This window comes from Kitasatospora sp. NPDC048298 (genome assembly GCF_043201465.1).
Classification (GTDB): Bacteria; Actinomycetota; Actinomycetes; order Streptomycetales; family Streptomycetaceae; genus Kitasatospora.
The window spans coordinates 1-23,386 of the sequence record NZ_JBICYZ010000107.1; the positions used below are offsets into that span (position 1 = coordinate 1).

Genomic DNA, 23,386 nt, shown 5'->3' on the forward strand with positions numbered 1-23,386 from the left:
CCCGCCGCCCCCCCCCCCCGCGGGGGGGGGGGGCGCGGCCGCCCCCCCCCCCCGGGGGCGGGGGCCGGGCGCCCCCCCCCCCCCGCCGGGGGGCCCCCCCCCCCCCCCCCCCCCCCCCCCCGATCGGGTGGGTGTTGCGGGCTCAGACCGCGGCGGGGAGCTCGTCGAGGCCCTCGGAGACCAGCTTGGCGAGGCGGTCGAGGGCGTCGTCGGCGTTCTCGGCGTCGGAGGCGAGGATGACCTCGTCGCCGCCCTGGGCGCCCAGGCCGAGGAGGCCGAGCATGGAGGCGGCGTTGACCGGGTTGCCGCCCGGCTTGGCGATGGTGATCGGCACGCCGGTGGCCGTGACGGCCCGGACGAAGACGGAGGCGGGACGGGCGTGCAGGCCCTCGGCCCAACCGATGGTGACGCGGCGCTCAGCCATGAGACGTGCCTTTCCGGTGAAGCTGGTCACGGCCGTGCTCGGGGGAGCGGGGGAAGCGGCCATGTTGTCTAGACCAGTGTTGCACGCAGGTGGCCCCTGGGAACCGCTGCGTTCAGGAGTTGTGATTGTTTCTTTTCGGGGCATAAAACCCGGTCGATGGTCCTGTCCACCCTGCCGTGGGCACGCGTCCGGCGCCATCCGGCTCATTGCCGGATAACCTGACGAATGTGGAAGACCCCGCGGTGGCGAACCCCGAGCAACCCGACTACCCGCAGCACTGGGAAGCCGACATTCTGCTGCGCGACGGAGGCACGGCCCGGATTCGTCCGATCACGCCCGACGACGCCGGACGGCTCGTGGAGTTCTACGAGCAGGTGTCGGACCAGTCCAAGTACTTCCGTTTCTTCGCCCCCTACCCGCGGCTCTCCGACAAGGACGTCCGCCGCTTCACCCACCACGACTTCGTGAACCGGGTCGGCCTCGCGGTGGTGGTCCGGGACCGCTTCATCGCCACCGTCCGCTACGACCGGATCGACGCCGAGGGCCGCCCCTCCGACACCGGCACCGACGCCGAGGTGGCCTTCCTGGTGCAGGACGCCCACCAGGGCCGCGGCGTGGCCTCCGCCCTGCTGGAGCACATCGCGGCGGTCGCGCAGGAGCGCGGCATCCGCCGCTTCCAGGCCGAAGTGCTGCCGGAGAACCGGAAGATGGTGAAGGTCTTCACCGACGCCGGCTACACCCAGCACCGCAGCTTCGCCGACGGCGTGGTGCACCTGGAGTTCGACCTCGAACAGACCGACCGCTCGCTCGCCGTGATGCGCGCCCGCGAGCACCGCGCCGAGGCACGTTCGGTGCAGCGGCTGCTCACCCCGCGCTCGGTGGCGGTGATCGGGGTCTCCCGCACCCCGCAGACCGTCGGCCGCGCCATCCTGCGCGACCTGCTGGGCGACGACGCCCAGGCCGACCGCCCGGTGTACGCGGTGAACCGCAACGCCGTACCCGGCACCGAGCTGGACGGCGTCCCGGTCCACCGTTCGATTCTGGACATTCCCGGGCCGGTGGACCTCGCGGTGATCGCCGTCCCCGAGGGCGCCGTCCCGGCCGCCGTCGCCGACTGCGGCGCCCACGGAGTGCAGGGCCTGGTGGTGGTCACCGCCGGCTACGCGGAGACCGGCCCGGAGGGCAGGGACCGGCAGCGCGCGCTGGTCCGCCAGGCCCGCGCGGCCGGCATGCGGGTGATCGGCCCGAACGCCTTCGGCCTGATCAACACCGACCCGCAGCGCCCGCTGAACGCCTCGCTCGCCCCACGGCTGCCCGGCCGCGGCGGTTTCGGGATCTTCTGCCAGTCCGGCGCGATCGGTGTGGCCCTGCTGGAGGCCGCCCACAAGCGCGGCCTCGGCGTCTCCTCCTTCGCGTCGGTCGGCAACCGCGCCGACGTCTCCGGCAACGACTTCCTCCAGTACTGGGCCGAGGACGAGGCCACCCAGGTGGTGCTGCTGTACCTGGAGTCCTTCGGCAACCCGCGCAAGTTCACCCGGATCGCCCGCCGCCTCGCCGCCGTCAAGCCGGTCGTGGTGGTCAAGGGCGCCCGGCACACCGGCAGCCTGCCGCCCGGCCACGCCGTCCCCGCCACCGCCACCGGTCTGCGCGACGCCACCGTGGACGCGCTGTTCGAACAGGCCGGCGTCACCCGGGTGTCGACCATCACCGAGCTGTACGACACCGGCGAGCTGCTGGCCCAGCAGCCGCTGCCGCCGGGCAACCGGGTCGCGGTGGTCGGCAATTCCGACTCGCTCGGCCTGCTCACCTACGACGCCCTGCTGAGCGCCGGCCTGCGCCCGTGCACGCCCGTCGACCTCACCACCGCCGCGACCGGCGAGAACTTCCGGATCGCCCTGGACGTCGCCCTCGCCGACCCGGCCGTGGACGCGGTGATCGCCGTCGCCATTCCGCCGATCGGCACCTCCGCCCACGCCTTCATGGGCGGTCGGCTGACCGGCGAGGACGACCCCGCGATGGGCTCGGACGACCCGGAGATCGCCGCCGCCCTCCTCGACGCCGGCCACCGCGCCCGGGAGCTGGGCAAGCCGCTGCTGCTCACCCACCTGGCGCTGACCGACCTGCCGGCCCGGTTGCGCCCCGGCGGCATCCCCGCGTACGCGGCGCCCGAACGGGCCGTGCACGCCCTCGCCCACGCCGTGCACTACGCGCAGTGGCGCCGCCGTACGGCCGAGGCGGAGGAGACGGCGCGCGTCCCGGAGCTGGACCGGATCGACGAGCCCGGCGCCCGCCGGCTGGTGGAGGCGGCGCTGAGCACCCGGGCCGCCGCCCGCCTGTCGCCCACCACCACCCTTGCCCGAGGCGCTACGCGCCGCACCGTCTTGCTGCGCACCCAGCCCGGCGGCGCCCGGATCACCCTGTCCGAGGCCGAGGCGCAGGAGCTGCTGGCCCGCTACGGGATCGACGTCTCGCCGGTGCTGCCGGCCCCGGACGAGGAGGCCGCCGTCAGGGCCGCCGGGACGCTCGGCTACCCGGTGGCGCTGAAGGCGACCGCCCCGCACCTGCGCCACCGCCCCGACCTGGGCAGCGTCCGGCTGGACCTGACCGGCGAGGCGGGCCTGCGCCGCGCCCACCGCGAGCTGGACGCGCTGCTCGGCGGCGCCGCGCCGGCCGACCTGGTGGTCCAGCGGATGGCACCGCGCGGGGTGGACACCGTGATCGCCGCCACGGTGGACCCGGCGGTCGGCGCGATCCTGTCCTTCGGCCTGGCGGGCGCCCCGGCCGAACTGCTGGGCGACACCGCGCACCGGCTGGTTCCGGCCACCGACCAGGACGTCGCCGGGCTGATCCGTGAGGTCCGGGCCGCGCCGCTGCTGTTCGGCTGGCGCGGCGCCGAGGCGGTGGACACCGACGCGCTGGAGGAACTGCTGCTGCGGGTGTCGCAGCTGGTGGACGACGTGCCGGAGATCGCCTCGGTGGATCTCGAACCGGTGGTCGTGGCCCCGCACGGACTGGCGATCCTGGGGGCGCGGGTGCGGGTCGCACCCCTGCCGGTCCGCAGCGATCTGGGTCCGCGCGCCATGAGCACGCTGTAACCTTCCTTGGTTGCGCCCTGCCCGGGCGCTGTTGTCCGAAGCTCGGCGCCGTGCCGCCCGCTTCGTCGGCGGACCATGCCAGGATGGAGATATGGCGAAGACCGGTACCACCACCACTCAGGACCTGCGCTCGGCGATCGAGCGCAGCGGCTACTACCCGGCCCTGGTGTCCGAGGCGGTCGAGTCCGCGGTGGGCCCGGAGCCGATCAGCTCCTACCTGGTGCACCAGGAGACGACCTTCGACGCCAACGAGGTGCGCCGGCACGTGACGGTGCTGGTGCTCACCCCGACCCGGTTCGTGGTGAGCCACACCGACGAGCAGTCCGGCGCCGAGGGCAGCCCGGCGGTGCCGTTCGCGACGACGTCGACGGAGAGCGTCCGACTGGACCGGATCGGCTCGGTCGTGGTGAGCCGGATGGTGGCCAACCCGGAGACGTACACCCCGGGCACCCTGCCGCGCGAGGTGGTGCTGACGATCGGCTGGGGCGCGGTGCAGCGCCTGGACCTGGAGCCGGCCGGCTGCTCGGACCCGAACTGCGAGGCGGACCACGGCTACACCGGTTCCGCCACGGCCGACGACCTCTCGCTGCGGGTGAGCGAGGCCGGTGACGGCCCGGAGACGGTGGCCCAGGCGCTGGTGTTCGCCCGGGCGCTGTCCGACGCGACGATCAACAACGGCCCGCGGGTCTGATCGCCGCCGTCTGATCGCCGCCGTTTCCGCCCGCTACGAATCCGGTTCCATGTCCTTCGTTCCTGCCGACGGCTTCGACGCCTTCGAGATCCTCGACCCGGCCACGGCCCCCGCGCCCCCGTACGGCAGCGGCTCGCTCTGCGACCTGCTGCCCTCGGTGGCGGCGGGGCTCGGCGTTCCCGGGTTCACCGCGACGCTCCCGATCGCCCCGGCGGACCGGGTGGTGGTGTTCCTGGTGGACGGCCTGGGCTGGGAGCTGCTGCTGCGCCACCCCGAGTACGCGCCGTTCCTGTCCTCGCTCGCCGGGAGTTCGCTGGGGGGCAGCGGCCGTCCGCTGACCGCGGGCTTCCCGTCCACCACGGCGACCTCGCTGGCCTCGGTCGGCACCGGTACGCCGCCGGGCCTGCACGGCCTGGCCGGGTACACCGTGGCGGTGCCGGGCGCCGGCTACCTGATGAACCAGCTCCGCTGGCAGCCGCCGACCGACCCGCACGCCTGGCAGCCGTACCCGACGGTCTTCGAGCGCACCCACGAGGCCGGGGTGGCGACGGCGCAGGTCTCGTCCCCGCTGTTCGCGCAGACCCCGCTGACCAGGGTGGCGCTGTCCGGTGGCACCTTCATGGGCCGCACCACGGGCGAGGAGCGGATGGACCGGGCGGCCGCCTGGCTGGCCGAGCACGACCGGGCGCTGGTGTACACCTACGTCAGCGAGCTGGACGGTGCGGGCCACCGCTTCGGGGTGGACTCGGACGAGTGGCGGATGACGCTGGACGCGGTGGACCGGCTGGCCCGCCGGCTGGCCGAGCAGCTGCCGCCGCGCTCGGCGATGTACGTGACGGCCGACCACGGCATGATCGACATCGCGCCGGAGGACCGGATCGACTTCGACGAGGACTGGGAGCTGGGCGCCGGTGTCGCCCTGCTCGGCGGCGAGGGCCGGGCCCGGCACGTGTACGCGGTGCCGGGGGCGGCGGCCGACGTGCACACGGTCTGGAGCGAGGTGCTGGGCGACCGGATGTGGGTGGCCACCCGGGACCAGGCGATCGCGGCGGGCTGGTTCGGCCCGGCGGTGGACGACCGGGTGTACGCCCGGATCGGCGACGTGGTCGCCGCGGCGCGCGACGACATCGCGATCGTCGCCTCCCGCAACGAGCCCGGCGAGTCCGCGATGATCGGTCTGCACGGTTCGATGACTCCGGTCGAGCAGTTCGTGCCGCTGCTCGAAATCCGCGGCTGATCAGCCCACTTGACTCTTCTGTGCCCGAACTCCCCTGATTTGAAAGGCCCTTGCTCCACCCATGGCTGAACTGGTGTTCTTCTCGGGCACGATGGACTGCGGCAAGTCGACGCTGGCGCTGCAGATGGACCACAACCACACCGCGCGCGGCCGGCAGGGCGTGATCCTCACCCGCAACGACCGGGCGGGCGCGGCGACGATCTCCAGCCGGCTGGGCCTGCGCGCGGACGCGGTCGAGGTGACGGACGACTTCGACTTCCACGCCCACGTGGTGCACCGGCTCTCGGCCGGCGGCCGGGTGGACTACCTGATCTGCGACGAGGCCCAGTTCTTCGCCGCCGAGCAGGTCGACCAGCTGGCCCGGGTGGTGGACGAACTGGACATCGACGTCTACACCTTCGGCATCACCACGGACTTCCGCACCCGGCTGTTCCCCGGCTCGCAGCGGCTGATCGAGCTGGCCGACCGGGTGGAGGTGCTCCAGGTCGAGGCGCTGTGCTGGTGCGGCGCGCGGGCCACCCACAACGCCCGGACGGTTGGCGGGGTGATGGTGGTCGAGGGCGCCCAGGTGGTGATCGGCGACATCTCGGTGGCCCGGGACGAGGTCGGTTACGAGGTGCTGTGCCGCCGCCACCACCGCCGCCGGCTGACCGCCGCGACGGCGCGCGCCTCGGTGCTCTCCCCGGACGTGCTGCCCTTCGAGGAGCAGCAGGCCTGAGCCCACCGCGGGCCTGAGATCCGAAGCCGCCCCGGAATTCAGCCGGAGCCGCCCCCGGCCCTAGGGGAGCACCTCCAGTACGGAGAAGTGCCCGCCCTGCGGGTCGGCCAGCCGGGCGGCGCGGCCGCGGGCGGTGTCCTGCGGTTCGACCAGGACCCGGCCGCCGAGCTCGACGGTGCGCCGGGCGGTCAGCGCGGCGTCGCGGACCGCGAAGTGGGTGCGCCAGCGCGGCGGGTGGCCGCGCAGCTCGGCGCGGTGCCGGATGCCGGCGACCGGCTGCCCGTGTACCAGCAGCGCGCTCTCCTCCGGGGTGGAGCGGACCGGGCGGTCGAGCACGGTGGAGTAGAAGGTGGCCGCGCCCGGCGCGTCGGGGGTGAGCAGTTCGGCCCAGGCCGGGGCGCCCGGTTCGCGCCCGGCCTCCCGGCCGAGGTGCTCCTCGCCCTGCCAGAGGCCGAAGACCGCGCCGGAGACGTCGGAGGCGATGGCCATCCGCCCGGCACGCTCGGCCTGGAGCGGCCCGACGGCGACGGTGCCGCCGCACGCGCGGACCAGTTGGGCGGTGCGGTCGGCGTCGTCGACGGCGAAGTAGGTGGTCCACTGCACCGGGAAGCCGGTGGCGGTGGAGACGCCGAGGCCGGCCACCGGCGCCCCGTCGAGCTCGGCCCGGACGTAGTCGCCGAGTTGGCCCGGCCCGGGGGTGTACGTCCAGCCGAGCAGGGCGCCGTAGAAGGCGCGGGCGCCGGGCAGGTCATCGGTCAGCAGGCTGACCCAGCAGGGCGTGCCCTGGGCCAGTCGGAGTTCCACCGCGGGCAATGCGGGCCTCCTCGTGGGTGGTTGGCGCACGGAAATCCTCGGGCGCGAGGGTGATGCTTCCACCCTGGCGGGCGCCCAACCCTCGGGCCGCGCGGAAAGTCCGGCAAAGACCCCACAAAGAGCGGCGGTTCGGGCGTGTCGCTGCGGATTCCGTCGGATTCCGGCGGTCGGACCACGGCGGGGAGCCGGATGGCCCGCTTCCGGCGGTCGGACCACGGCGAGGAGCCGGAGTCCCGCCGCCGGACACCCGCGCTGCGCGACAATGGCCGCCATGACCACCACCTACAACGACGGTTCCCCGCTGATCTCCGCGGCCGGGCTGCGGGAGGCGCTGGCCTCCGCGCTGCCGCCGGTGCTGCTGGACGTGCGCTACCAGTTGGTCGGCGCCGCACCGGGCGGCCCGACCGCGGCCGAGGAGTACCGGGCCGGTCACCTGCCGGGCGCCCACTTCGTCGAGCTGGACCGGGACCTGGCGGCCCCGCCCGGTGCCCCCGGCCGGGGTGGGCGCCACCCGCTGCCGGACCCGGAGGAGTTCGGCGCGGCGATGCGCCGCTTCGGGGTGAGCGCGCGGCGCCCGGTCGTGGTGTACGACGGCGCGGCCTCGATGGCGGCGGCCCGGGCCTGGTGGCTGCTGCGCTGGGCCGGGCACCGGGACGTGCGGGTGCTGGACGGCGGCTTCGCGGCCTGGCGGGAGGCCGGGCTGCCGGTGACGGCCGAGCTGCCGGAGCCCGCGGAGGGCGACTTCACACCGGTGCCGGGGCAGCTGCCGACGGTGGACGGGGACGGTGCCGCGGCCTGGGCGCGCGGCGGCCTGCTGCTGGACGCCCGGTCCGGGGAGCGCTACCGGGGCGAGGCCGAGCCGGTGGACCCGCGGGCCGGGCACATCCCGGGCGCGGTCTCGGCGCCCACGGCCGGCAACGTGGGCCCGGACGGCCGGTTCCTGCCGGCGCCCGAGCTGGCCGCCCGCTTCCGGGCGCTGGGCGCGGGGGAGCGGGAGATCGCGGTGTACTGCGGTTCGGGCGTGACGGCGGCGCACCAGATCCTGGCGCTGGAGGTGGCGGGTCTGCCGGCCACGCTGTACCCGGGCTCGTGGAGCGAGTGGTCGAGCGACGAGGCGCGCCCGGTGGCGGTCACCGGGCAGCCGGGCTGATCCCCGGGTACGCCGAAGGGGCGGGAGGCCCGGCCTCCCGCCCCTTCGGCGTCCTGCTACTCCTGCTTCTTGCGCCGGCTGCCGAAGACGATCTCGTCCCAGCTGGGCACGGTGGCCCGGCGCCCGGGCCGGACGCCGTCCGCCTCGGCCTGCCGGTCGGTGGTGCCGACCAGGCGCTCGCGGTGCGGGGCGACGGCGCGCGGCATCAGGATGTCGGCGTAGGCCGAGCCCGCGCCGACCGCCGGGGCGGCCGCCGCAGCCGGCTCCTCGCCGTCCTCGGCGACCTCGGCGGGCACCGGTTCGATCGAGGCGGGGGCTCCGACGGCGAGGTCGCCGCGGAAGGCGGGGACCACGTCGAGCAGGCTGGTCAGCGAGTCCCGGGACTCGGCGGTGGCCTCCCGCGACTCGCGGACCTCGCGGGCCGACATGATGCGGTCGGCCGAGGGCCGGTCGATCATCGGGCGGGGCGGCCGGTCCTGGGGGAGCCGGGCGATCCGCGGGATGAACGGGAAGACCGACTCCTCCTCGCGCTCGACGTTCTCGCCGATCAGCGCGCGGGCCTCGTCGTCGTTGGGCTGGACCAGGCGCCGGGGCGGGTCGTACGTCCACGACGCGCTGCGGCCCTCGCCGTCGGCCCGGTAGGAGAGGATGACCTCCCAGGTGCCGTCGTCGCGCCGCCAGGAGTCCCAGCGCTCGGTGTCCTTCTCGGCGCCGCGCAGCGCGAGCCGCTCGGCCACGGCCTCGCCGAGCTGCGGTCCGGGGGACTCGCCGTTGCGGCGGATGGCGGTCTTGCGGGCGCGCTCGGCCATGAAGGCGCGCTCGGCGAGCACCGGGCCCTCGAAGCGGCGGACGCGGTCGACGGAGATCCCGGCGGCCTGGGCGACCTCCTCGGCGGAGGCACCGGCTCGTATCCGGGCCTGGATGTCCCGGGGGCGCAGATGGCTCTCGACCTCGATCTCGATCTGGCCGAGGCGCGGCCGGTCGCCGCGGATGGCGGCGCGCAGCCGCTCGTCGATGGGAAGGGTGTACTCCGTGCTGTCGGCAGCCTTGAGCACCAGCCGTGTGCCGTCGTTGCTGACGGCCACAACCCGCAGTTCGGGCACGGTTACCTCCCGGGTGGTGCCTGCCGACGTCACCTGCGTCGCTGCTCCCGTACTGAGTGTGGCCTGCCCACTCGCGACTGGCCACAACCTTGCTGAGTTCCCCGGCGTGTCGGGCTTACGCCCGCGCACGCCGCTGTGGCACGGTTGCCTTTTTGCCACGCCATCCGTCGACGTCGCGCCTGGGTGTCCCGGCCGTCCTCGCACGCGCAGTGAACGCGACGATCCGGGACGGGCGTCGCCGTGCGTGCCCGTTCCGTGGCTCCTCGTCAAGCTACCGGTGTAGACGTAGTCGACAAGTCGACCCAAGGCTCGGGCTTTACGAACAGTACTCCATTCGTGGCATCCAGAGGGGCGGCTCGCCGCTCAAGTCTCCCGCGATTCACGGGAATCTCAAGAGCGCGCTCCCCCAATGGCGGACCACCGTCGGATGAACGGTGATCATCTTCACACAATCCGGGTGCGAAGAACCGCATTTTCGCCCCTTGTGTCCTTCTTTGGGCAAGATGGAGAGTCTTGTTCGAAGAACAGTCGTACGGACCGAGGGATGTTGATGCCGGAGCGGAGCCCCGCCGAGGAGGGCGGCAAGGCCAAGGAGGAGCGCAGGCGCATCGATCTGAGTGTGGCTCAGGTCGCGGCGAGTGCGCTGGCCACGGTGGTGGGTGCGCTGCTGGCCTCCGAACTGGGGGTGTACGGCACGATCCTGGGCGCCGCCGTGGTGAGTGTCGGCGCGACCACCGGCGGTGCCGTGTTCCAGCACATCTTCAAGCGGACCGGCGAGCAGCTGCGCGAGGCGGTGGACCGGGGGCCGAACCAGGCCGCCAACAACCTGCGCCAGGTGCCGGTGGAGGCCGAGCGGCCCGGGACGCGGGCGCAGCCGCCGGTGATCACCTCGGAGTGGAACGAGCCGCAGGTGGTCCGGGCGCGTCGGCGGTGGGGCTGGAAGACGTACGCGGCGGTGTCCGGGCTGGTCTTCGTGCTGGCGATGACGCCGATCCTGGCGTTCGAACTCGCCACCGGGCAGCCGGTGTCGGCGACGGTCAAGGGCGGATCCGGCAGCGGCACGTCCTTCGGCGGCTCGGTGGCGCCCAAGTCCTCCCGGCCGCAGGACGCCCCGGCGGACCGACCCTCCCCGAGCGGCCGGCCCGGCCAGGGCGGCGCGCCGTCCGGCGGCGCCTCGGCCCCGGCGACCACCGGGCCGAGCCGGGAGCCGGGCGACACGCCGAGCACCGGCGCGGGGACGGCCTCGCCCTCGGCGGGCCCGAGCGCGACCCCGTCGGCCGGCGCCTCCCCGTCGGCGGGCGGCGGCAGACCCACCGGCGGGGCGAGCCCGCAGCCGCCGGCGTCGGGCGACGCGCCGGCGAAGGACCCGGCGAGGGATCCGGTGAAGGAGCCCGCGAACGAACCCGCGAAGGCCCCGCCGGCCGCCGACACGCCGTAGGCGCTAGGCGCCCAGCACCCGGCGCAGGTAGTCGTTGCCGAACACCCGCTGCGGGTCGACCTCGTCGCGCAGCGTGGTGAAGTCGGCGAAGTGCGGGTAGACACCGGCCAGGTACGCGGCGTCGCGGGTGTGCAGCTTGCCCCAGTGCGGCCGTCCCTGATGGGCGGTCATCAGCTGTTCGACGCCGGTGAAGTAGCCCTGGTCGGCGGTGCCCCGGTAGAGGTGGACGGCGATGTAGGCGCTGTCCCGGCCGGAGGCGGTGGAGAGCCAGAGGTCGTCGGCGGGGGCGAAGCGCACCTCGACCGGGAAGCCGACCTTCCAGTCGGAGCGCTCGACCAGGGCCTTCAGTTCGCGCAGCACCTCGCCGACGGCCGCGCGCGGTACGGCGTACTCCATCTCCACGAAGCGGACCTTGCGCGGGCTGGTGAACACCTTGTACGCGGTGTCGGTGAAGCTGCGTTCGGACCAGGCCCGGCTGGCCAGCGAGGCGATCGAGGGGATCGAGCCGGGGAAGCGCCGGCCGACCCGGCAGGCGCCCTCCCAGACCGTGTTGGAGAGGAAGTCGTCCTCCAGCCACTCCTTGAACCGGGGCAGCGGGGCGGCCGGCCCCTGGCTGCGGTTGTTGCGCTTGGTGGAGCAGCGGTCGGTGTGCGGGAACCAGTAGAACTCGAAGTGCTCGTTGACGGCGGTGAGGTCGTCCAGGCGTTCCAGCACCTCGTCGAAGTCCATCGGCTGCTCGTGCGCGGTGAGCAGGAAGGCGGGCTCGACGCCGAAGGTGAGCGCGGTGATCACGCCGAGGGCGCCGAGCCCGAGCCGGGCGCCCTGGAAGAGCCGGGGGTTCTCGGTCGGGGAGCAGCGCCGGACGGTGCCGTCGGCGAGGACGATCTCCAGGGAGCGGATCTGGGCGGCCAGCGAGCCGGAGTCGCGGCCGGTGCCGTGGGTGCCGGTGCTGGTGGCGCCGGCCACGGTCTGGACCTCGATGTCGCCCATGTTGGTCAGCGAGAGGCCCTCGGCGGCGAGGACCCGGTTGAGCCGGTGCAGCGGGAGGCCGGACTCGACGGTGATGGTGCCGGCCTCGCGGTCGATCCCGCGGACGGCGGTGAGCGCGTGCGGCCGGATCTGGACGCCGTCACCGGCGGAGGCGATCGAGGTGAAGGAGTGGCCGGAGCCGACGGCCTTGACGGTGCGGCCCTGTTCGGCGGCCCGCAGGATCTCCTTGGCCAGCTCCTCCACGGTGCCGGGGGCGGCGGCCCGGGCGGGCCGGGCGCTCTGGTTGCCGGCCCAGTTGGTCCACCGGGTGGGGGTCGCGGTGCTGGCCTGGGGCATTGCGCTGCCTCCTGCTCCGTGGCCGAACGGGTCGGCGCGGTCGGGGGCGGCGCGGCCGCCCTACCCACAGGTAGCCCCGTGGGTAGGGCGAGAGACTAGTCAGTTCACCGTTCGGCGTCTACGGTCCGTTCGACCCCCTGGACGGCCGTCTCGGCGCCGGGTGCGGCGGCCAGTCCGGCGCGCAGCCGGCCGAGGCCGGCGAGGGCGGCGACCACCCCGAGCAGGCCGGCGGCCAGCGGCACCCAGTAGCCCGCGGCGGCGCCGGAGGCGTCGATCACCCAGCCGGCGGCCGAGGAGCCGACCGCGACGCCGAGGGCCAGGCCGGTGGTGGTCCAGGTCATGCCCTCGGTCAGCTGGGAGGCCGGGACGAGCCGTTCGACCAGGGCCATCGCGGTGATCAGGGTGGGGGAGATGGCGATGCCGGCGATCAGCAGCGCCGCGCCGACCGCGACCAGTCCGCCGATGCCGTGCACCGCGTGGGCGACCAGCAGCAGCGGGACCATGCTGACGGCCATGAACAGGACACCGCCGAGGAAGCGCACCGCCATCGAGCCGGTGAGCTTGAGGGTCCCGAAGACCACCCCGGCCAGGCAGGAGCCGAGCGCCCACAGGGCGAGGATCACGCTGGAGATCGACTTGTGGCCCTGGGCCTCGGCGTACGCGACGGTGACCACCTCGACCGAGCCGAAGATCGCACCGGTGGCGACGAAGGTCACGATCAGCACCTGGAGGCCGCGGTTGAGGATCACCGAGCCGCCCTCGTGCCGGGCGGCCGGGTGGATCGGGGGCTCGGTGGAGCGCTGCCCGGCGAACAGCAGGACGCCGACGGCGAGGAAGATCCCGGCCAGCAGCACGCCGGCCTCGGGGAAGACGGACGTGGCCAGGCCGATGGAGAGGATCGGGCCGACGATGAAGCAGACCTCGTCGACCACGGCCTCGAAGGAGTAGGCGGTGTGCAGCTTGCCGGTGTCCTCGCGGTAGAGGTGGGCCCAGCGGGCGCGGACCATCGCGCCGGTGCTCGGCATCACGCCCATGCCGGCGGCGAAGACGAACAGCGTCCAGTCCGGGGCCTCCAGCCGGGCGCAGAGCAGCAGGCCGGTGACCGCGACGACGGTGATCGCCATGGCGGGGACGATGATCCTGCGCTGGCCGTGCCGGTCCACCAGGCGGGAGACCTGCGGGCCGAGGACGGCGGCGGAGATCGCGAGGCAGGCCGAGACCAGGCCCGCCACCCCGTAGGAGCCTCGGAGCTGGGACAGCATGGTCACGATGCCGATCCCGGTCATGGAGATCGGCAGGCGGGAGACGAAGCCGGTGGAGGAGAAGGCCAGAGTGCCGGGGGAGGCGAATATCTGGCGGTAGCTGGACAGCACGGGAGCTCCGGGCAGGGGGAGTAAGGAACAAGGCTGGTAAACACAGCTTACGTACGTTGGCAAACGTTATTTTCCGGACGCCCGCGCGGCCCCGGCGACGGCGCCCGACCCCTCAGTGGCAGGATCGGTGCCATGTCCGACGCGCGCAAACCCTCACCGTCCGGCGCCGCCCCGTACGACGCCCTGCTGCTGCTGTCCTTCGGCGGGCCCGAGGGCCCCGAGGACGTCGTCCCGTTCCTGGAGAACGTCACCCGCGGCCGCGGCATCCCCAAGGAGCGGCTGAAGGAGGTGGGCAAGCACTACTTCATGTTCGGCGGGGTCAGTCCGATCAACGGGCAGAACCGCGAGCTGCTCGCCGCGCTGCGCAAGGACTTCGCCGAGCACGGGCTGGACCTGCCGATCTACTGGGGCAACCGGAACTGGGCGCCCTACCTGGTCGACACCCTGCGGGAGCTGGCCGCCGACGGCCACCGCCGGATCGCCGTGCTCGCCACCAGCGCCTACGCCGGCTACTCGGGCTGCCGCCAGTACCGGGAGAACCTGGCCGACGCGCTGGCCACGCTGGCCGAGGAGGGCGTGCCCGCCCTGCGGGTCGACAAGCTGCGGCACTTCTACAACCACACCGGCTTCGTCCAGCCCATGATCGACGCCACCCTGGCCGCCCTGGACGGGCTGCCCGAGGCCGTCCGCCCCGGCGCCCGGCTGGCGTTCACCACCCACTCCATCCCGGAGACCATGGCCGAGAGCTCCGGCGCACCGGACGACCCGGCCCGCGGCGAGCCCGGCGGCGCGTACGTCGCCCAGCACCTGGACGTGGCCCGGCTGATCGCCGCCGCGGTGGCCGAGCGCACCGGAGTGGCCGACCGGCCGTGGGGGCTGGTGTACCAGAGCCGCAGCGGGGCCCCGCACATCCCGTGGCTGGAGCCCGACATCTGCGACCACCTGGAGGCCCAGCGGGCCGACGGGGCGCCCGCCGTGGTGATGGTCCCGATCGGCTTCGTCTCCGACCACATGGAGGTCAGGTACGACCTCGACACCGAGGCCGTCGCCAAGGCCGCCGAACTCGGCCTGCCGGTGGCCCGCGCCGGCACCGTCGGCGCCGACCCCCGGTTCGCCGCCGCGGTGCGCGAGCTCGTCCTGGAGCGGGCCGCCACCGAGCGCGGCGAGCCGGTGACCCGCTGCGCCCTCGGCACCCTCGGCCCCAGCCACGACGTGTGCGCGGTGGCCTGCTGCCCCAACCCGCGCGCCCCGCGTCCGGCCGTCGCCGAGCGCTGAGCGCCGGCTCCGCCCGTCCCGTCCGTCCCGCCCGGCCTGCCGGCCCCGTCCGTCCCGCTGTCCCGTCGCCCGGAGGAGAACCCGTGCCCACCCCCGCCCTGCCCGACGACCGGCTCCTCGACGACCTGCTGGAGGTCGCCCTGGACGCGGCCCGGCAGGCCGGCGCCCTGCTGCGCGACGGCCGGCCCGCCGACCTCGGTGTGGCCGGCACCAAGTCCAGCCCGGTCGACGTGGTCACCGAGATGGACCTCGCCTCCGAGAAGCTCGTCCTGGAGCTGATCACCGACCGCCGCCCGGAGGACGGCTACCTCGGCGAGGAGGGTGCCGAGCGGCCCGGCACCAGCGGGGTCCGCTGGGTCGTGGACCCGCTCGACGGAACGGTCAACTACCTTTACGGGCTGCCCTCCTGGGCGGTCAGCGTGGCCGCCGAGGTGGACGGCCGGGCGGTCGTCGGCGTGGTGTACGCCCCGGCCCGCGGCGAGCTGTTCCACGCCGTCCTGGGCCGCGGTGCCCGCCTCGGCGGCCGCCCGCTCTCGGTCCGCCCGGCCCCGCCGTGGGGCCAGGCGCTGATCGCCACCGGCTTCAACTACGTCCAGTCGGTGCGGGTCCGGCAGGCCGAGGTGCTGCTGGCGCTCATGCCGGAGGTGCGGGACGTCCGCCGGGGCGGGGCGGCCGCGGTGGACCTGTGCGACGTCGCCGCCGGGCGGCTGGACGGCTACTACGAGCGCGGCCTGGCCCCCTGGGACCGGGCGGCCGGCTGCCTGATCGCCACCGAGGCCGGCGCCCTGGTCGGCGGCCGCCCCGGGCACGGCCCGGACGGCGAGCTGACCGTGGCCGCCGCCCCCGGGGTGTACGAGCCGCTCCAGGAGCGGCTGGCCGCGCTGCGCGCCTGGGCGGACTGACCGGTTCCGCCGCGCCCGCCCGCGGAGCCACGGGCGCGGCGCGGCGGCCCCGGACATGCGAAGGGCCCTGACATACGGGGGATGCCAGGGCCTGGGTTTCGCACGGCCCCCGCAGGGCCGCTGGTGCCGGAGATCCGGCGACGGGTCGGTGTGCCGGACGGGTCAGGCAGCGGTGCGGTGGCGCTCCAGCACCGTGTCCACGCCGTGCTCGGCGGCGAGTCGGCGGAGGTCGTCCAACTCGGACTGCTCCACCTCGGCGAGGAACTCGTCCCCGGCCTCGATCGCTCGGTGCAGGTCCTGCTCGGCGTTGGCTATGCGCTGCAGGATTCCGGCCTTGAAGGCGTCCATACGGGCCCCCTTACTGTGTCGGACGTGCACGGTCGTGCGCTCTCCGCCCTGAGGAGGTCCAGCCGGTGAAAGCACCCAAGCCGGAAGGTGGTGAATCTCCGGACGGGGTGCGGAGCGGCCACGGACCGCTCCCGGTGATGTCCCAGCCCCAGGGCCGGCGCGGATGAACGCACGGCGGGTGGGTGCGACCGGCCGTCAGCCAGATCGCGGGTGTGCAGCTGTACTCCCCGCCCCGGAGGCCGGGAAACCTCCCGGCGGAAGAAAGTTGCCTGTGTCACAGTCCAAGCGGAGTGGTGCGGATGCGAACGGTCACCACCGGGGATCCGGGGGCCGTGCCCGTGGGGCAGCTTATCGCTGCTTTACCGCCGGACCAGGCAGGATGGAGACACCGTCGGAGCCGTGCGTCCGCTTCCGGGGCCGGCCTGGAGAAGGGACAACGACCGTGCGGGTTCTCGTCGTCGAGGACGAGCAGCTGCTTGCCGAGGCCGTCGCGACCGGCCTGCGCCGCGAGGCGATGGCCGTCGACGTGGTGTACGACGGGGAGGCCGCGCTCCAGCGCATCGCGGTCAACGACTACGACGTCGTCGTCCTGGACCGGGACCTTCCGCTGGTCCACGGGGACGACGTCTGCCGCAAGGTGGTCGAGCAGGGCCTGGCCACCCGGGTGATCATGCTGACCGCCTCCGGCGACATCAGCGACCGGGTCGAGGGCCTGGAGATCGGCGCGGACGACTACCTTCCGAAGCCGTTCGCCTTCAGCGAACTCGTCGCCCGGGTAAGGGCGCTGGGCCGCCGCGCGACCATCCCGCTGCCCCCGGTGCTGGAGCGCGCCGGCATCTCGCTCGACCCCGGCCGGCGCGAGGTGATCCGCGACGGACGCACCGTCCAGCTCGCCCCCAAGGAGTTCGCCGTCCTGGAGGTGCTGATGCGGGCCGGCGGCGCCGTCGTCTCGGCCGAACAGCTCCTGGAGAAGGCCTGGGACGAGCACACCGACCCGTTCACCAACGTCGTGCGCGTCACCGTGATGACGCTGCGCCGCAAGCTCGGCGACCCGCCGGTGATCATCACCGTGCCGGGCTCCGGCTACCGGATCTGACGACCGGAGTCCGCCCACCCCGCGACTCCCCGCCGCGAGCGCCCGCCCCGGCGGACGCCCCGAGAGGACCATCATGACCACCCCGCCCCCGGCCGGCGGGCCCTCCGGCGCGCCCGCCGGCGGCCCGCGGGCCGTCCCGCCGAAGCCCCTGGCCCCGCCGAGCGTCCACCGCCCGGGGCACTACGTCCCCGGCGACGGCATGCTCGCCTGGCTGCCCTTCCGCCCCACCATCCGGATGCGGCTCACCCTGCTGTACGGCGGGATGTTCCTGATGGCCGGCGTCGTGCTGCTGCTCCTGATGTACGTGTTCTTCCAGGATGCCGTCTCGTACCTGGCCCCGCGCCAGCTGCGCTTCGACAACTACATCCAGGTCACCAGCCCCGACGGGGCCGTCCGCAACATGAACAGCGCGGACTTCAACCAGTGGCAGGCCGCCGACTACCTGGCGCGCTCCGACTCCGCGCTCAACACCCTGCTGCGCAAGTCGCTGACCATGCTGGTCTGCCTCGCCGTGATCGCCTTCGCGGCGGGCTACGCGATGGCAGGACGGGTGCTGCGCCCGCTCGGCCGGATCACCCGCACCGCCCGCGACGTCGCCTCCTCCGACCTGCACCGCCGGATCGAGCTGGACGGCCCGGACGACGAGCTCAAGGAGCTCGCCGACACCTTCGACGACATGCTGGACCGGCTGGACCGCTCGTTCGACTCCCAGCGCCGCTTCGTCGCCAACGCCTCGCACGAGCTGCGCACCCCGCTGGCGATCAACCGCACCCTGCTGGAGGTCCAGCTCTCCGACCCGGCGGCCTCAACCGACCTCCAGCAGCTGGGCAAGACCCTGCTGGCCACCAACGAGCGCAGCGAGCAGCTGGTCGAGGGCCTGCTGCTCCTTGCCCGCAGCGAGAACGCGCTGACCGACCGGCGCCCGGTGGAGCTGTCCGAGGTGGCCACCCGGGCGCTGGAGCAGACCCGGGGCGAGGCCGAGAAGCGCGAGGTCGAGCTGCGCTCGAAGCTCGATCCGGCCGTGGCCGCCGGCAACGGCGTGCTGCTGGAGCGGCTCGCGCTCAACCTGCTGCAGAACGCCGTCCGCTACAACGCCCCGGGCGGCTGGGTCGAGCTGGCCACCACCGCGGTGCCCGGCGGCGGCGAGCTGGTGGTCTCCAACACCGGCCCGGTGGTGCCCGGGTACGAGCTGGAGCACATCTTCGAGCCGTTCCGCCGGGTCAAGGGCGCCGACCGCACCCGCAGCGACAAGGGGGTCGGGCTCGGCCTGTCCATCGTCCGGTCGGTGGTGCGCGCCCACGGCGGCACCATCGAGGCCACGGCGCGCGCCGGCGGCGGCCTCACCATGAGGGTCCGCATCCCCTCTCCGTAAGGGTCCAACGCCCCTTCCGCAGGCGACCGTTTCCAGCCGCCCCCGTCAGGTCCGTCAAGAAGACATAAGGCCTGGCGGGGGCGGCTTGTCATTTCCGGCCCGATCAACTTACGGTGTCGTAACCTACGCAACCGTAGGTGAATCCGTCGGCAGCCCGCCGTCGGGTGCGAAAAGACGTGTCCCCGTTCAGCGCGCCGCGCCCGTCCCAGCGCGTGCCGTCCCCTCAGGAGCAAGACCGTGACCATCGCCCCTGTGCAGAGCAGCTCCCCGCTCGTCGCGAGCGGCTGGACCGACGCGCGGCTGATCCTCGCCCTCGAAGAGGTCGTCGAGAAGGAGCTCAACCGCCACCTGGGCGTGGCCAGGGAGTGGATGCCGCACGAGTTCGTCCCGTGGAGCCAGGGCCGCGACTTCGACGGCGTGCTGGGCGGCGAGGCCTGGTCGCTCGAGCAGTCCCAGGTGACGGCCGTGGGCCGGGTGTCGCTGGTGGTGAACCTGCTGACCGAGGACAACCTGCCCAGCTACCACCACGAGATCGCGACCATGTTCGGCCGCGAGGGCGCCTGGGGCACCTGGGTGCACCGCTGGACGGCCGAGGAGGGGCGCCACGGGATAGCGATCCGCGACTACCTGCTCGCCACCCGGGCCGTCGACCCGGTGGAGCTGGAGCGGGCCCGGATGAACCACATGTCGGAGGGCTTCGAGTCCGACAACTCGCACAGCATGCTGCACTCGGTCGCGTACGTGGCCTTCCAGGAGCTCGCGACCCGCATCGCGCACCGCAACACCGGCAAGTACGCCGGCGACCCGCTCTGCGAGCAGCTGCTGGCGAAGATCGCCAACGACGAGAACCTGCACATGGTCTTCTACCGGAACCTCCTGAAGGCCGCCCTGGAGATCGCCCCGGACCAGGCCATGCGGGCCGTCGCCGACGTGGTCACCGACTTCCGGATGCCCGGCCACGGAATCCCCGGCTTCGAGCGCGCCGCCGCGCAGATCGCCCTCGGCGGGGTGTACAACCTGCGCATCCACCACGACGACGTGCTCCAGCCGGTGCTGCGCCACCTCAAGGTGATGGAGATCGGCGGGCTCGGCCCGGAGGGCCTGCTGGCGCAGAACGAGCTGGGCGTCTTCCTGGACGGGCTGGACGGCCAGGCCCGGAAGTTCGAGGAGCGCCAGGCCGCCCTGCTGGCGCGTCGCGCAGCCCGGAAGAACGCCGGCTGAGGCGCCACACCGAACGGTCGGACTGGGTGGATTTTCCGCGGTTTGCCCTGGAAGATTCTTAACGTGACCAAGCTCACACTGTGTCGCTCCACGATTTCGGGCGACCTCGGAGAGTTATCACCCCATCAGGGGTGCCGATCGCCGTCCGTGACCGGATTCCGACCCCCGGCCGGTCCACGGGATCGGTCGGCGTCCCTGATGGGCAAGGGATTTCACAGACGCACGCGGCTGTCGCGCTCACTGTGCGTGGTCGGTTCGCCGGGCGCGGGAAGGGCTGACGATGGCCCAGCGTGAGGCCTTCCGCAGCCCCGGGGATCACCCCGATGGAGCCCGGGCTGAGTGTCGATTGAGTAACAGGGCTTGAAGTAAGGCAAAATCTCCGCCTCGGGTCGGGCACAAGACCGGCCCCCCATGCGTTACGTGCGCTGGAGATACCGCACACACCGCACAACCCGGAGGGGGAGAGCGAAAAATGGCAACCGACTACGACACCCCACGCAAGACCGACGACGAGCTCAACGAGGACTCCATCGAGGAGCTCAAGGCTCGGCGGAACGACAAGGGCGGCGGCTCTGTCGACGTCGACGAGTTCGACGCCGCCGAGGGCATGGAGCTTCCCGGCGCCGACCTCTCGAACGAGGAACTCGCCGTCCGCGTCCTGCCGAAGCAGGCCGACGAGTTCACCTGCATGAGCTGCTTCCTGGTGCACCACCGCAGCCAGCTCTACAGCGAGAAGAACGGCAACCCGATCTGCCGGGACTGCGGCGCCTGAGCACCGCGGCGGACAGGGCCCGGTGCCCGCGGCTGCGCCCGCGGGACCGGCACACCGCTCCTTCCGGCCCCGGGCAGCGGGGCCGGACGGCAGATCCGGGAACCGTCCGATCGGACGGGCCCGGGAGGACGGAGTCGGCCGGCGCGCCGGTCAGGACAAAGTCGTAGGGACGGTCCCGCAGCAGCGGAACCGTCCCTCTCCGTTTGCCCGGCCCCTTCCGGCCGGCTCGTGTCGGGGCCCGGCCGGCTCTCGTCCGGCCCGGGCCCGCCTCAGGTGCGGGCGCCGCGCCGGGCGTCCTCCAGCGCCTCCGCCAGCTTCATCGGCGAGCGGGTCGACAGATAGAGGTACGGCGTCGGGTCGGCCGGGTCGGTCACCTCGATCCGCAGCGCCGTCGGGACGTAGCTGCGCAGCAGCATGAAGGCGCGCGGATCGGCCTTCGGGCCGCGCCAGGCCGCCGCCTCGGCGGGGCTCAGCGCCTGCGCGTCGCCGAGCGCGTCCACCGGGATCCGGGCCGGACCGGCCACCAGTGAGCCCTGGACCACGCGGATGCGGGCCGAGCCGTAGCTGCTGATCGCGACCGCGCCGGCGGCGATGCCCACCACCAGCCCGATCAGCGCGGCCGGACCACTGACCCGGATCAGGATCAGCGCGAGCGTGAGACCCACCGCGACCGGGAGCAGCCACCAGGAACGCGGCACCGTGAGGCGTTCGTCGTACATGCCCTCCATTGTGGTCGCCCTGACGTCCGGCCCGGGACGCCACCCCCACCGGAGGGCCCGCTACCCCTGGGTAGGGTTGGACCCCGTGACCGGTACGACAGCCCCCAGCACCCCCACCGACCGGCCGGCGCCCGCCATACCGCCGACCCCGACCACCCCGCCGCCGGACGCCGTCCTGCCGGAGCGCCACCCCCAGGCGCCCGCCCCCGGCACCCGGCTCGGCTCCCACTACGAGCACTGCTTCGGCTGCGGCCCGCAGCACCCCGGCGGCCTGCGGATCGACGCGGTCGCCGGCGAGGGACTCGACGTGACCGCCGAGTTCCCCATCCGCGACGCCCACCAGGGCGGCCCCGGCCTGGCCCACGGCGGGCTGCTGACCACCGCCATGGACGAGACCCTCGGCACGCTCAACTGGCTGCTGCACGCCCCCGCCGTGACCGGCCGGCTGGAGACCGACTTCCTCTCCCCGGTGCCCGTCGACTCGGTGCTGCACCTGCGCGCCTGGATCACCGGCGTGCACGGACGGAAGATTTACAGCGCCGCCGAGGCGCGGATCGGCGGCCCGGACGGGCCCGTCGCGGTGCGCGCCCAGGCCCTCTTCGTCCAGGTGAAACTGGAACACTTCACCACGCACGGTCGTCCCGAGGACATCGAGAAGGTCCTCGACGACCCGGATCTGATGAAGCGCGCACGAGCCTTTGAGGTGAACCCTTGAGCGACACCCCCCGCCCGCAGCTGGACGTCCTGATCAAGCGCATCGACCCCGAGCTGCCGCTGCCCGCGTACGCGCAGCCCGGGGACGCCGGTGCCGATCTGCGCACCACCGTCGACGCCGAGCTGGCCCCCGGCGAGCGGGCCGTGCTGCCCACCGGCGTCGCGATCGCCCTGCCGGACGGCTACGCGGCCTTCGTCCACCCCCGGTCCGGGTTGGCAGCTCGTTGCGGCGTTGCCCTCGTGAACGCCCCGGGGACGGTCGATGCCGGGTACCGTGGAGAGATCAAGGTGATCGTCGTCAATCTGGACCCGCACGAGGGGGTCAGCTTCCGCCGAGGGGACCGGATCGCCCAGCTGGTCATCCAGCAGGTCGAGAAGGCCCGCTTCCACGAGGTGGAGGAGCTGCCTGGGTCGGCACGCGCCGAGGGCGGGTTCGGGTCGACCGGCGGCCACGCCGCGGTCTAGCATGCCCGCGGCCTCGCAGGAAGCCGAGCAGGTATTCGCATCGGTCTTGGACCGGGAAGGACAGTGACCGTGTTCCGTCGTCGCCAGAAGAGCGAGGACGCTGTCGAGCAGCTCGCCGACGACGCCATCAGCGCCGACGAGACGGCCGATGACGTCGAAGGTTCCGCCGAGAGCGAGAACGTGACCGAGCTGGACCCGGCCGACAAGGTCGGCCTGCCGCCGGCCCCGCGGCCGGACGGTCCGTGGGACCACACCGAGCTGGAGAACCCCGAGGAGGGGCGGGTCGACCTCGGGGGTCTGCTGGTCCCCGGTGTCGAGGGCATGGAGCTGCGCGTCGAGGTCGCCGGTGACGCGATCGTGGCCGCCACCCTCGTGCTCGGCAACAGCGCCATCCAGCTCCAGGCCTTCGCGGCCCCGAAGTCGGAGGGCATCTGGGGGGAGGTCCGGGAGGAGATCGCCAACGGCATCACCTCGCAGGGCGGCCTCATCGAGGAGGAGGAGGGCCCGCTCGGCTGGCACCTCCGCGCCCAGGTCCCCGTGCAGCTGCCGGACGGCACCCAGGGTGTGCAGCTGGTGCGGTTCGTCGGCTGCGACGGTCCGCGCTGGTTCCTGCGTGGTGTGATCTCGGGCCAGGCCGCGGTGCAGCCGGAGATGGCCGGGATCCTGGAGCAGGTCTTCCGCCAGACGGTCGTCGTGCGCGGCGAGTCCCCGATGGCCCCGCGCGACCCGATCGTGCTGAAGCTTCCCGAGGACGCCCAGATGGTCGCCGACGGTGGCGGGGCGGTCGCTGCCGCCGGTGAGGGCGACAGCCGCTTCGGCGGCGCCTCGCTCGACCCGTTCGCGCGCGGTCCGGAGATCACCGAGGTCCGCTGACCGACTCCGGCCGGCCCTGATCCGGCCGGCTCCGATCGGCACCGATCAGCACAGATCGCCCCTGCCCGGGAGTTCGGGCAGGGGCGATTTGCATGTGGCGGGTCCGTCCCCGTACAGTTCCGGAGTCGCCGCGGGAGACCGGGGCGACAAAGCGGAAAGCGAATCCGATGAATGAAACTCCGGAAAACGGAGCGGAAAACATCTGATAAGCTGGAAACACGAAAGAACGAAGCCCGGAGGGTCCGCTGGAAGGCGGTCCGA

21 protein-coding genes and 1 pseudogene are annotated in these 23,386 nt (G+C 73.6%); 15 read left to right on the forward strand and 7 right to left on the reverse strand.

The genetic code is table 11. From position 1 onward, the window contains the following. Positions 1-142 precede the first annotated feature (142 nt). Positions 143-424 (reverse strand): HPr family phosphocarrier protein, encoded by a 282-nt coding sequence (locus ACGF0D_RS41525; protein WP_359817494.1) that lies wholly within the window; start codon positions 422-424, stop codon positions 143-145. 227 nt (positions 425-651) lie between these two features. Here ACGF0D_RS41525 and ACGF0D_RS41530 point away from each other — a divergent pair, with 227 nt between their 5' ends. The 4 genes from ACGF0D_RS41530 to ACGF0D_RS41545 all read left to right on the forward strand — a co-directional run bounded on the left by ACGF0D_RS41530 (position 652) and on the right by ACGF0D_RS41545 (position 6,165). Further along, positions 652-3,519, forward strand: coding sequence for a GNAT family N-acetyltransferase (locus ACGF0D_RS41530; protein WP_392925463.1), 2,868 nt, complete (start codon positions 652-654; stop codon positions 3,517-3,519). Positions 3,520-3,610: 91 nt separating this feature from the next. After that, positions 3,611-4,210, forward strand: a complete 600-nt coding sequence (locus tag ACGF0D_RS41535; RefSeq protein ID WP_392883721.1) for a DUF5998 family protein — start codon at positions 3,611-3,613, stop codon at positions 4,208-4,210. Between the two features lie 49 nt (positions 4,211-4,259). Then, positions 4,260-5,447: an alkaline phosphatase family protein gene (locus ACGF0D_RS41540; protein ID WP_392883723.1), complete on the forward strand. Its 1,188-nt coding sequence runs from the start codon at positions 4,260-4,262 to the stop codon at positions 5,445-5,447. Positions 5,448-5,508: 61 nt separating this feature from the next. Further along, positions 5,509-6,165, forward strand: a complete 657-nt coding sequence (locus tag ACGF0D_RS41545; protein ID WP_392883724.1) for a thymidine kinase — start codon at positions 5,509-5,511, stop codon at positions 6,163-6,165. Positions 6,166-6,225: 60 nt separating this feature from the next. Here ACGF0D_RS41545 and ACGF0D_RS41550 read toward each other — a convergent pair whose 3' ends face one another. Next, positions 6,226-6,969, reverse strand: a complete 744-nt coding sequence (locus tag ACGF0D_RS41550) for a VOC family protein (RefSeq protein WP_392883760.1) — start codon at positions 6,967-6,969, stop codon at positions 6,226-6,228. Between the two features lie 280 nt (positions 6,970-7,249). On the opposite strand from ACGF0D_RS41550, the gene ACGF0D_RS41555 reads away from it, so the two are divergent. Next, positions 7,250-8,128 carry a sulfurtransferase gene (locus ACGF0D_RS41555; protein WP_392925465.1) on the forward strand — a complete coding sequence of 293 codons (879 nt, stop codon included), beginning with the start codon at positions 7,250-7,252 and terminating at the stop codon, positions 8,126-8,128. Positions 8,129-8,184: 56 nt separating this feature from the next. Here ACGF0D_RS41555 and sepH read toward each other — a convergent pair whose 3' ends face one another. Further along, positions 8,185-9,264, reverse strand: a complete 1,080-nt coding sequence (gene sepH / locus ACGF0D_RS41560; RefSeq protein ID WP_392883727.1) for a septation protein SepH — start codon at positions 9,262-9,264, stop codon at positions 8,185-8,187. Between the two features lie 517 nt (positions 9,265-9,781). On the opposite strand from sepH, the gene ACGF0D_RS41565 reads away from it, so the two are divergent. Next, positions 9,782-10,669, forward strand: coding sequence for a hypothetical protein (locus tag ACGF0D_RS41565; protein ID WP_392925466.1), 888 nt, complete (start codon positions 9,782-9,784; stop codon positions 10,667-10,669). A gap of 3 nt (positions 10,670-10,672) precedes the next feature. Here the strand turns inward: ACGF0D_RS41565 and ACGF0D_RS41570 are convergent, their stop codons facing one another. Further along, the gene (locus ACGF0D_RS41570) at positions 10,673-11,995 is read right to left on the reverse strand and encodes a D-arabinono-1,4-lactone oxidase (RefSeq protein ID WP_392925467.1); all 1,323 of its coding nucleotides are present in this window, start codon (positions 11,993-11,995) and stop codon (positions 10,673-10,675) included. Positions 11,996-12,099: 104 nt separating this feature from the next. Beyond that, positions 12,100-13,368 (reverse strand): MFS transporter, encoded by a 1,269-nt coding sequence (locus ACGF0D_RS41575; protein WP_392925469.1) that lies wholly within the window; start codon positions 13,366-13,368, stop codon positions 12,100-12,102. Positions 13,369-13,500: 132 nt separating this feature from the next. Here ACGF0D_RS41575 and ACGF0D_RS41580 point away from each other — a divergent pair, with 132 nt between their 5' ends. Both ACGF0D_RS41580 and ACGF0D_RS41585 read left to right on the forward strand, forming a co-directional pair. Beyond that, positions 13,501-14,643, forward strand: coding sequence for a ferrochelatase (locus tag ACGF0D_RS41580; RefSeq protein WP_392925470.1), 1,143 nt, complete (start codon positions 13,501-13,503; stop codon positions 14,641-14,643). A gap of 83 nt (positions 14,644-14,726) precedes the next feature. Continuing rightward, complete coding sequence (locus ACGF0D_RS41585) at positions 14,727-15,545, forward strand: inositol monophosphatase family protein (protein ID WP_392883736.1); 819 nt, start codon at positions 14,727-14,729, stop codon at positions 15,543-15,545. Positions 15,546-15,707: 162 nt separating this feature from the next. Here ACGF0D_RS41585 and ACGF0D_RS41590 read toward each other — a convergent pair whose 3' ends face one another. Then, positions 15,708-15,893, reverse strand: coding sequence for a hypothetical protein (locus tag ACGF0D_RS41590; protein ID WP_030057688.1), 186 nt, complete (start codon positions 15,891-15,893; stop codon positions 15,708-15,710). A 442-nt stretch (positions 15,894-16,335) separates the two neighbouring features. Between ACGF0D_RS41590 and ACGF0D_RS41595 the strand changes: the two genes are divergently transcribed. The 4 genes from ACGF0D_RS41595 (at position 16,336) to ACGF0D_RS41610 (ending at position 20,354) form a co-directional block, all read left to right on the forward strand. Further along, the gene (locus ACGF0D_RS41595) at positions 16,336-16,989 is read left to right on the forward strand and encodes a response regulator transcription factor (RefSeq protein WP_355265487.1); all 654 of its coding nucleotides are present in this window, start codon (positions 16,336-16,338) and stop codon (positions 16,987-16,989) included. Positions 16,990-17,062: 73 nt separating this feature from the next. Further along, positions 17,063-18,361, forward strand: coding sequence for a sensor histidine kinase (locus ACGF0D_RS41600; protein WP_392883738.1), 1,299 nt, complete (start codon positions 17,063-17,065; stop codon positions 18,359-18,361). A gap of 237 nt (positions 18,362-18,598) precedes the next feature. Then, entirely contained in the window at positions 18,599-19,582 is a 984-nt protein-coding gene (locus tag ACGF0D_RS41605) for an acyl-ACP desaturase (protein WP_392883739.1), read from the forward strand. Positions 19,583-20,054: 472 nt separating this feature from the next. Beyond that, complete coding sequence (locus ACGF0D_RS41610) at positions 20,055-20,354, forward strand: DUF4193 domain-containing protein (protein ID WP_030057692.1); 300 nt, start codon at positions 20,055-20,057, stop codon at positions 20,352-20,354. Positions 20,355-20,623: 269 nt separating this feature from the next. Here the strand turns inward: ACGF0D_RS41610 and ACGF0D_RS41615 are convergent, their stop codons facing one another. Beyond that, positions 20,624-21,073 (reverse strand): DUF3093 domain-containing protein, encoded by a 450-nt coding sequence (locus ACGF0D_RS41615; protein WP_392883740.1) that lies wholly within the window; start codon positions 21,071-21,073, stop codon positions 20,624-20,626. A 136-nt stretch (positions 21,074-21,209) separates the two neighbouring features. Here ACGF0D_RS41615 and ACGF0D_RS41620 point away from each other — a divergent pair, with 136 nt between their 5' ends. From ACGF0D_RS41620 to ACGF0D_RS41630, 3 genes and pseudogenes are all read left to right on the forward strand, one after another. Next, the gene (locus tag ACGF0D_RS41620; protein WP_392883762.1) at positions 21,210-21,788 is read left to right on the forward strand and encodes a PaaI family thioesterase; all 579 of its coding nucleotides are present in this window, start codon (positions 21,210-21,212) and stop codon (positions 21,786-21,788) included. Next, positions 21,785-22,319, forward strand: a pseudogene (gene dut / locus ACGF0D_RS41625) (dUTP diphosphatase). The gene ACGF0D_RS41620 and the pseudogene dut overlap by 4 nt, the downstream one beginning before the upstream one ends. A 2-nt stretch (positions 22,320-22,321) precedes the next feature. Further along, positions 22,322-23,125 (forward strand): DUF3710 domain-containing protein, encoded by an 804-nt coding sequence (locus ACGF0D_RS41630; protein WP_392925472.1) that lies wholly within the window; start codon positions 22,322-22,324, stop codon positions 23,123-23,125. Positions 23,126-23,386: the final 261 nt, after the last annotated feature.

Coding starts and splice junctions, on each gene's coding strand:
- ACGF0D_RS41610 (WP_030057692.1), top strand. CDS start 20,055: ATGGCAACCGACTACGACACCCCACGCAAGACCGACGACGAGCTCAAC.
- ACGF0D_RS41525 (WP_359817494.1), bottom strand. CDS start 424: ATGGCTGAGCGCCGCGTCACCATCGGTTGGGCCGAGGGCCTGCACGCC.
- ACGF0D_RS41590 (WP_030057688.1), bottom strand. CDS start 15,893: ATGGACGCCTTCAAGGCCGGAATCCTGCAGCGCATAGCCAACGCCGAG.
- ACGF0D_RS41540 (WP_392883723.1), top strand. CDS start 4,260: ATGTCCTTCGTTCCTGCCGACGGCTTCGACGCCTTCGAGATCCTCGAC.
- ACGF0D_RS41535 (WP_392883721.1), top strand. CDS start 3,611: ATGGCGAAGACCGGTACCACCACCACTCAGGACCTGCGCTCGGCGATC.
- ACGF0D_RS41600 (WP_392883738.1), top strand. CDS start 17,063: ATGACCACCCCGCCCCCGGCCGGCGGGCCCTCCGGCGCGCCCGCCGGC.
- ACGF0D_RS41570 (WP_392925467.1), bottom strand. CDS start 11,995: ATGCCCCAGGCCAGCACCGCGACCCCCACCCGGTGGACCAACTGGGCC.
- ACGF0D_RS41580 (WP_392925470.1), top strand. CDS start 13,501: ATGTCCGACGCGCGCAAACCCTCACCGTCCGGCGCCGCCCCGTACGAC.
- ACGF0D_RS41565 (WP_392925466.1), top strand. CDS start 9,782: ATGCCGGAGCGGAGCCCCGCCGAGGAGGGCGGCAAGGCCAAGGAGGAG.
- ACGF0D_RS41545 (WP_392883724.1), top strand. CDS start 5,509: ATGGCTGAACTGGTGTTCTTCTCGGGCACGATGGACTGCGGCAAGTCG.
- ACGF0D_RS41555 (WP_392925465.1), top strand. CDS start 7,250: ATGACCACCACCTACAACGACGGTTCCCCGCTGATCTCCGCGGCCGGG.
- ACGF0D_RS41615 (WP_392883740.1), bottom strand. CDS start 21,073: ATGTACGACGAACGCCTCACGGTGCCGCGTTCCTGGTGGCTGCTCCCG.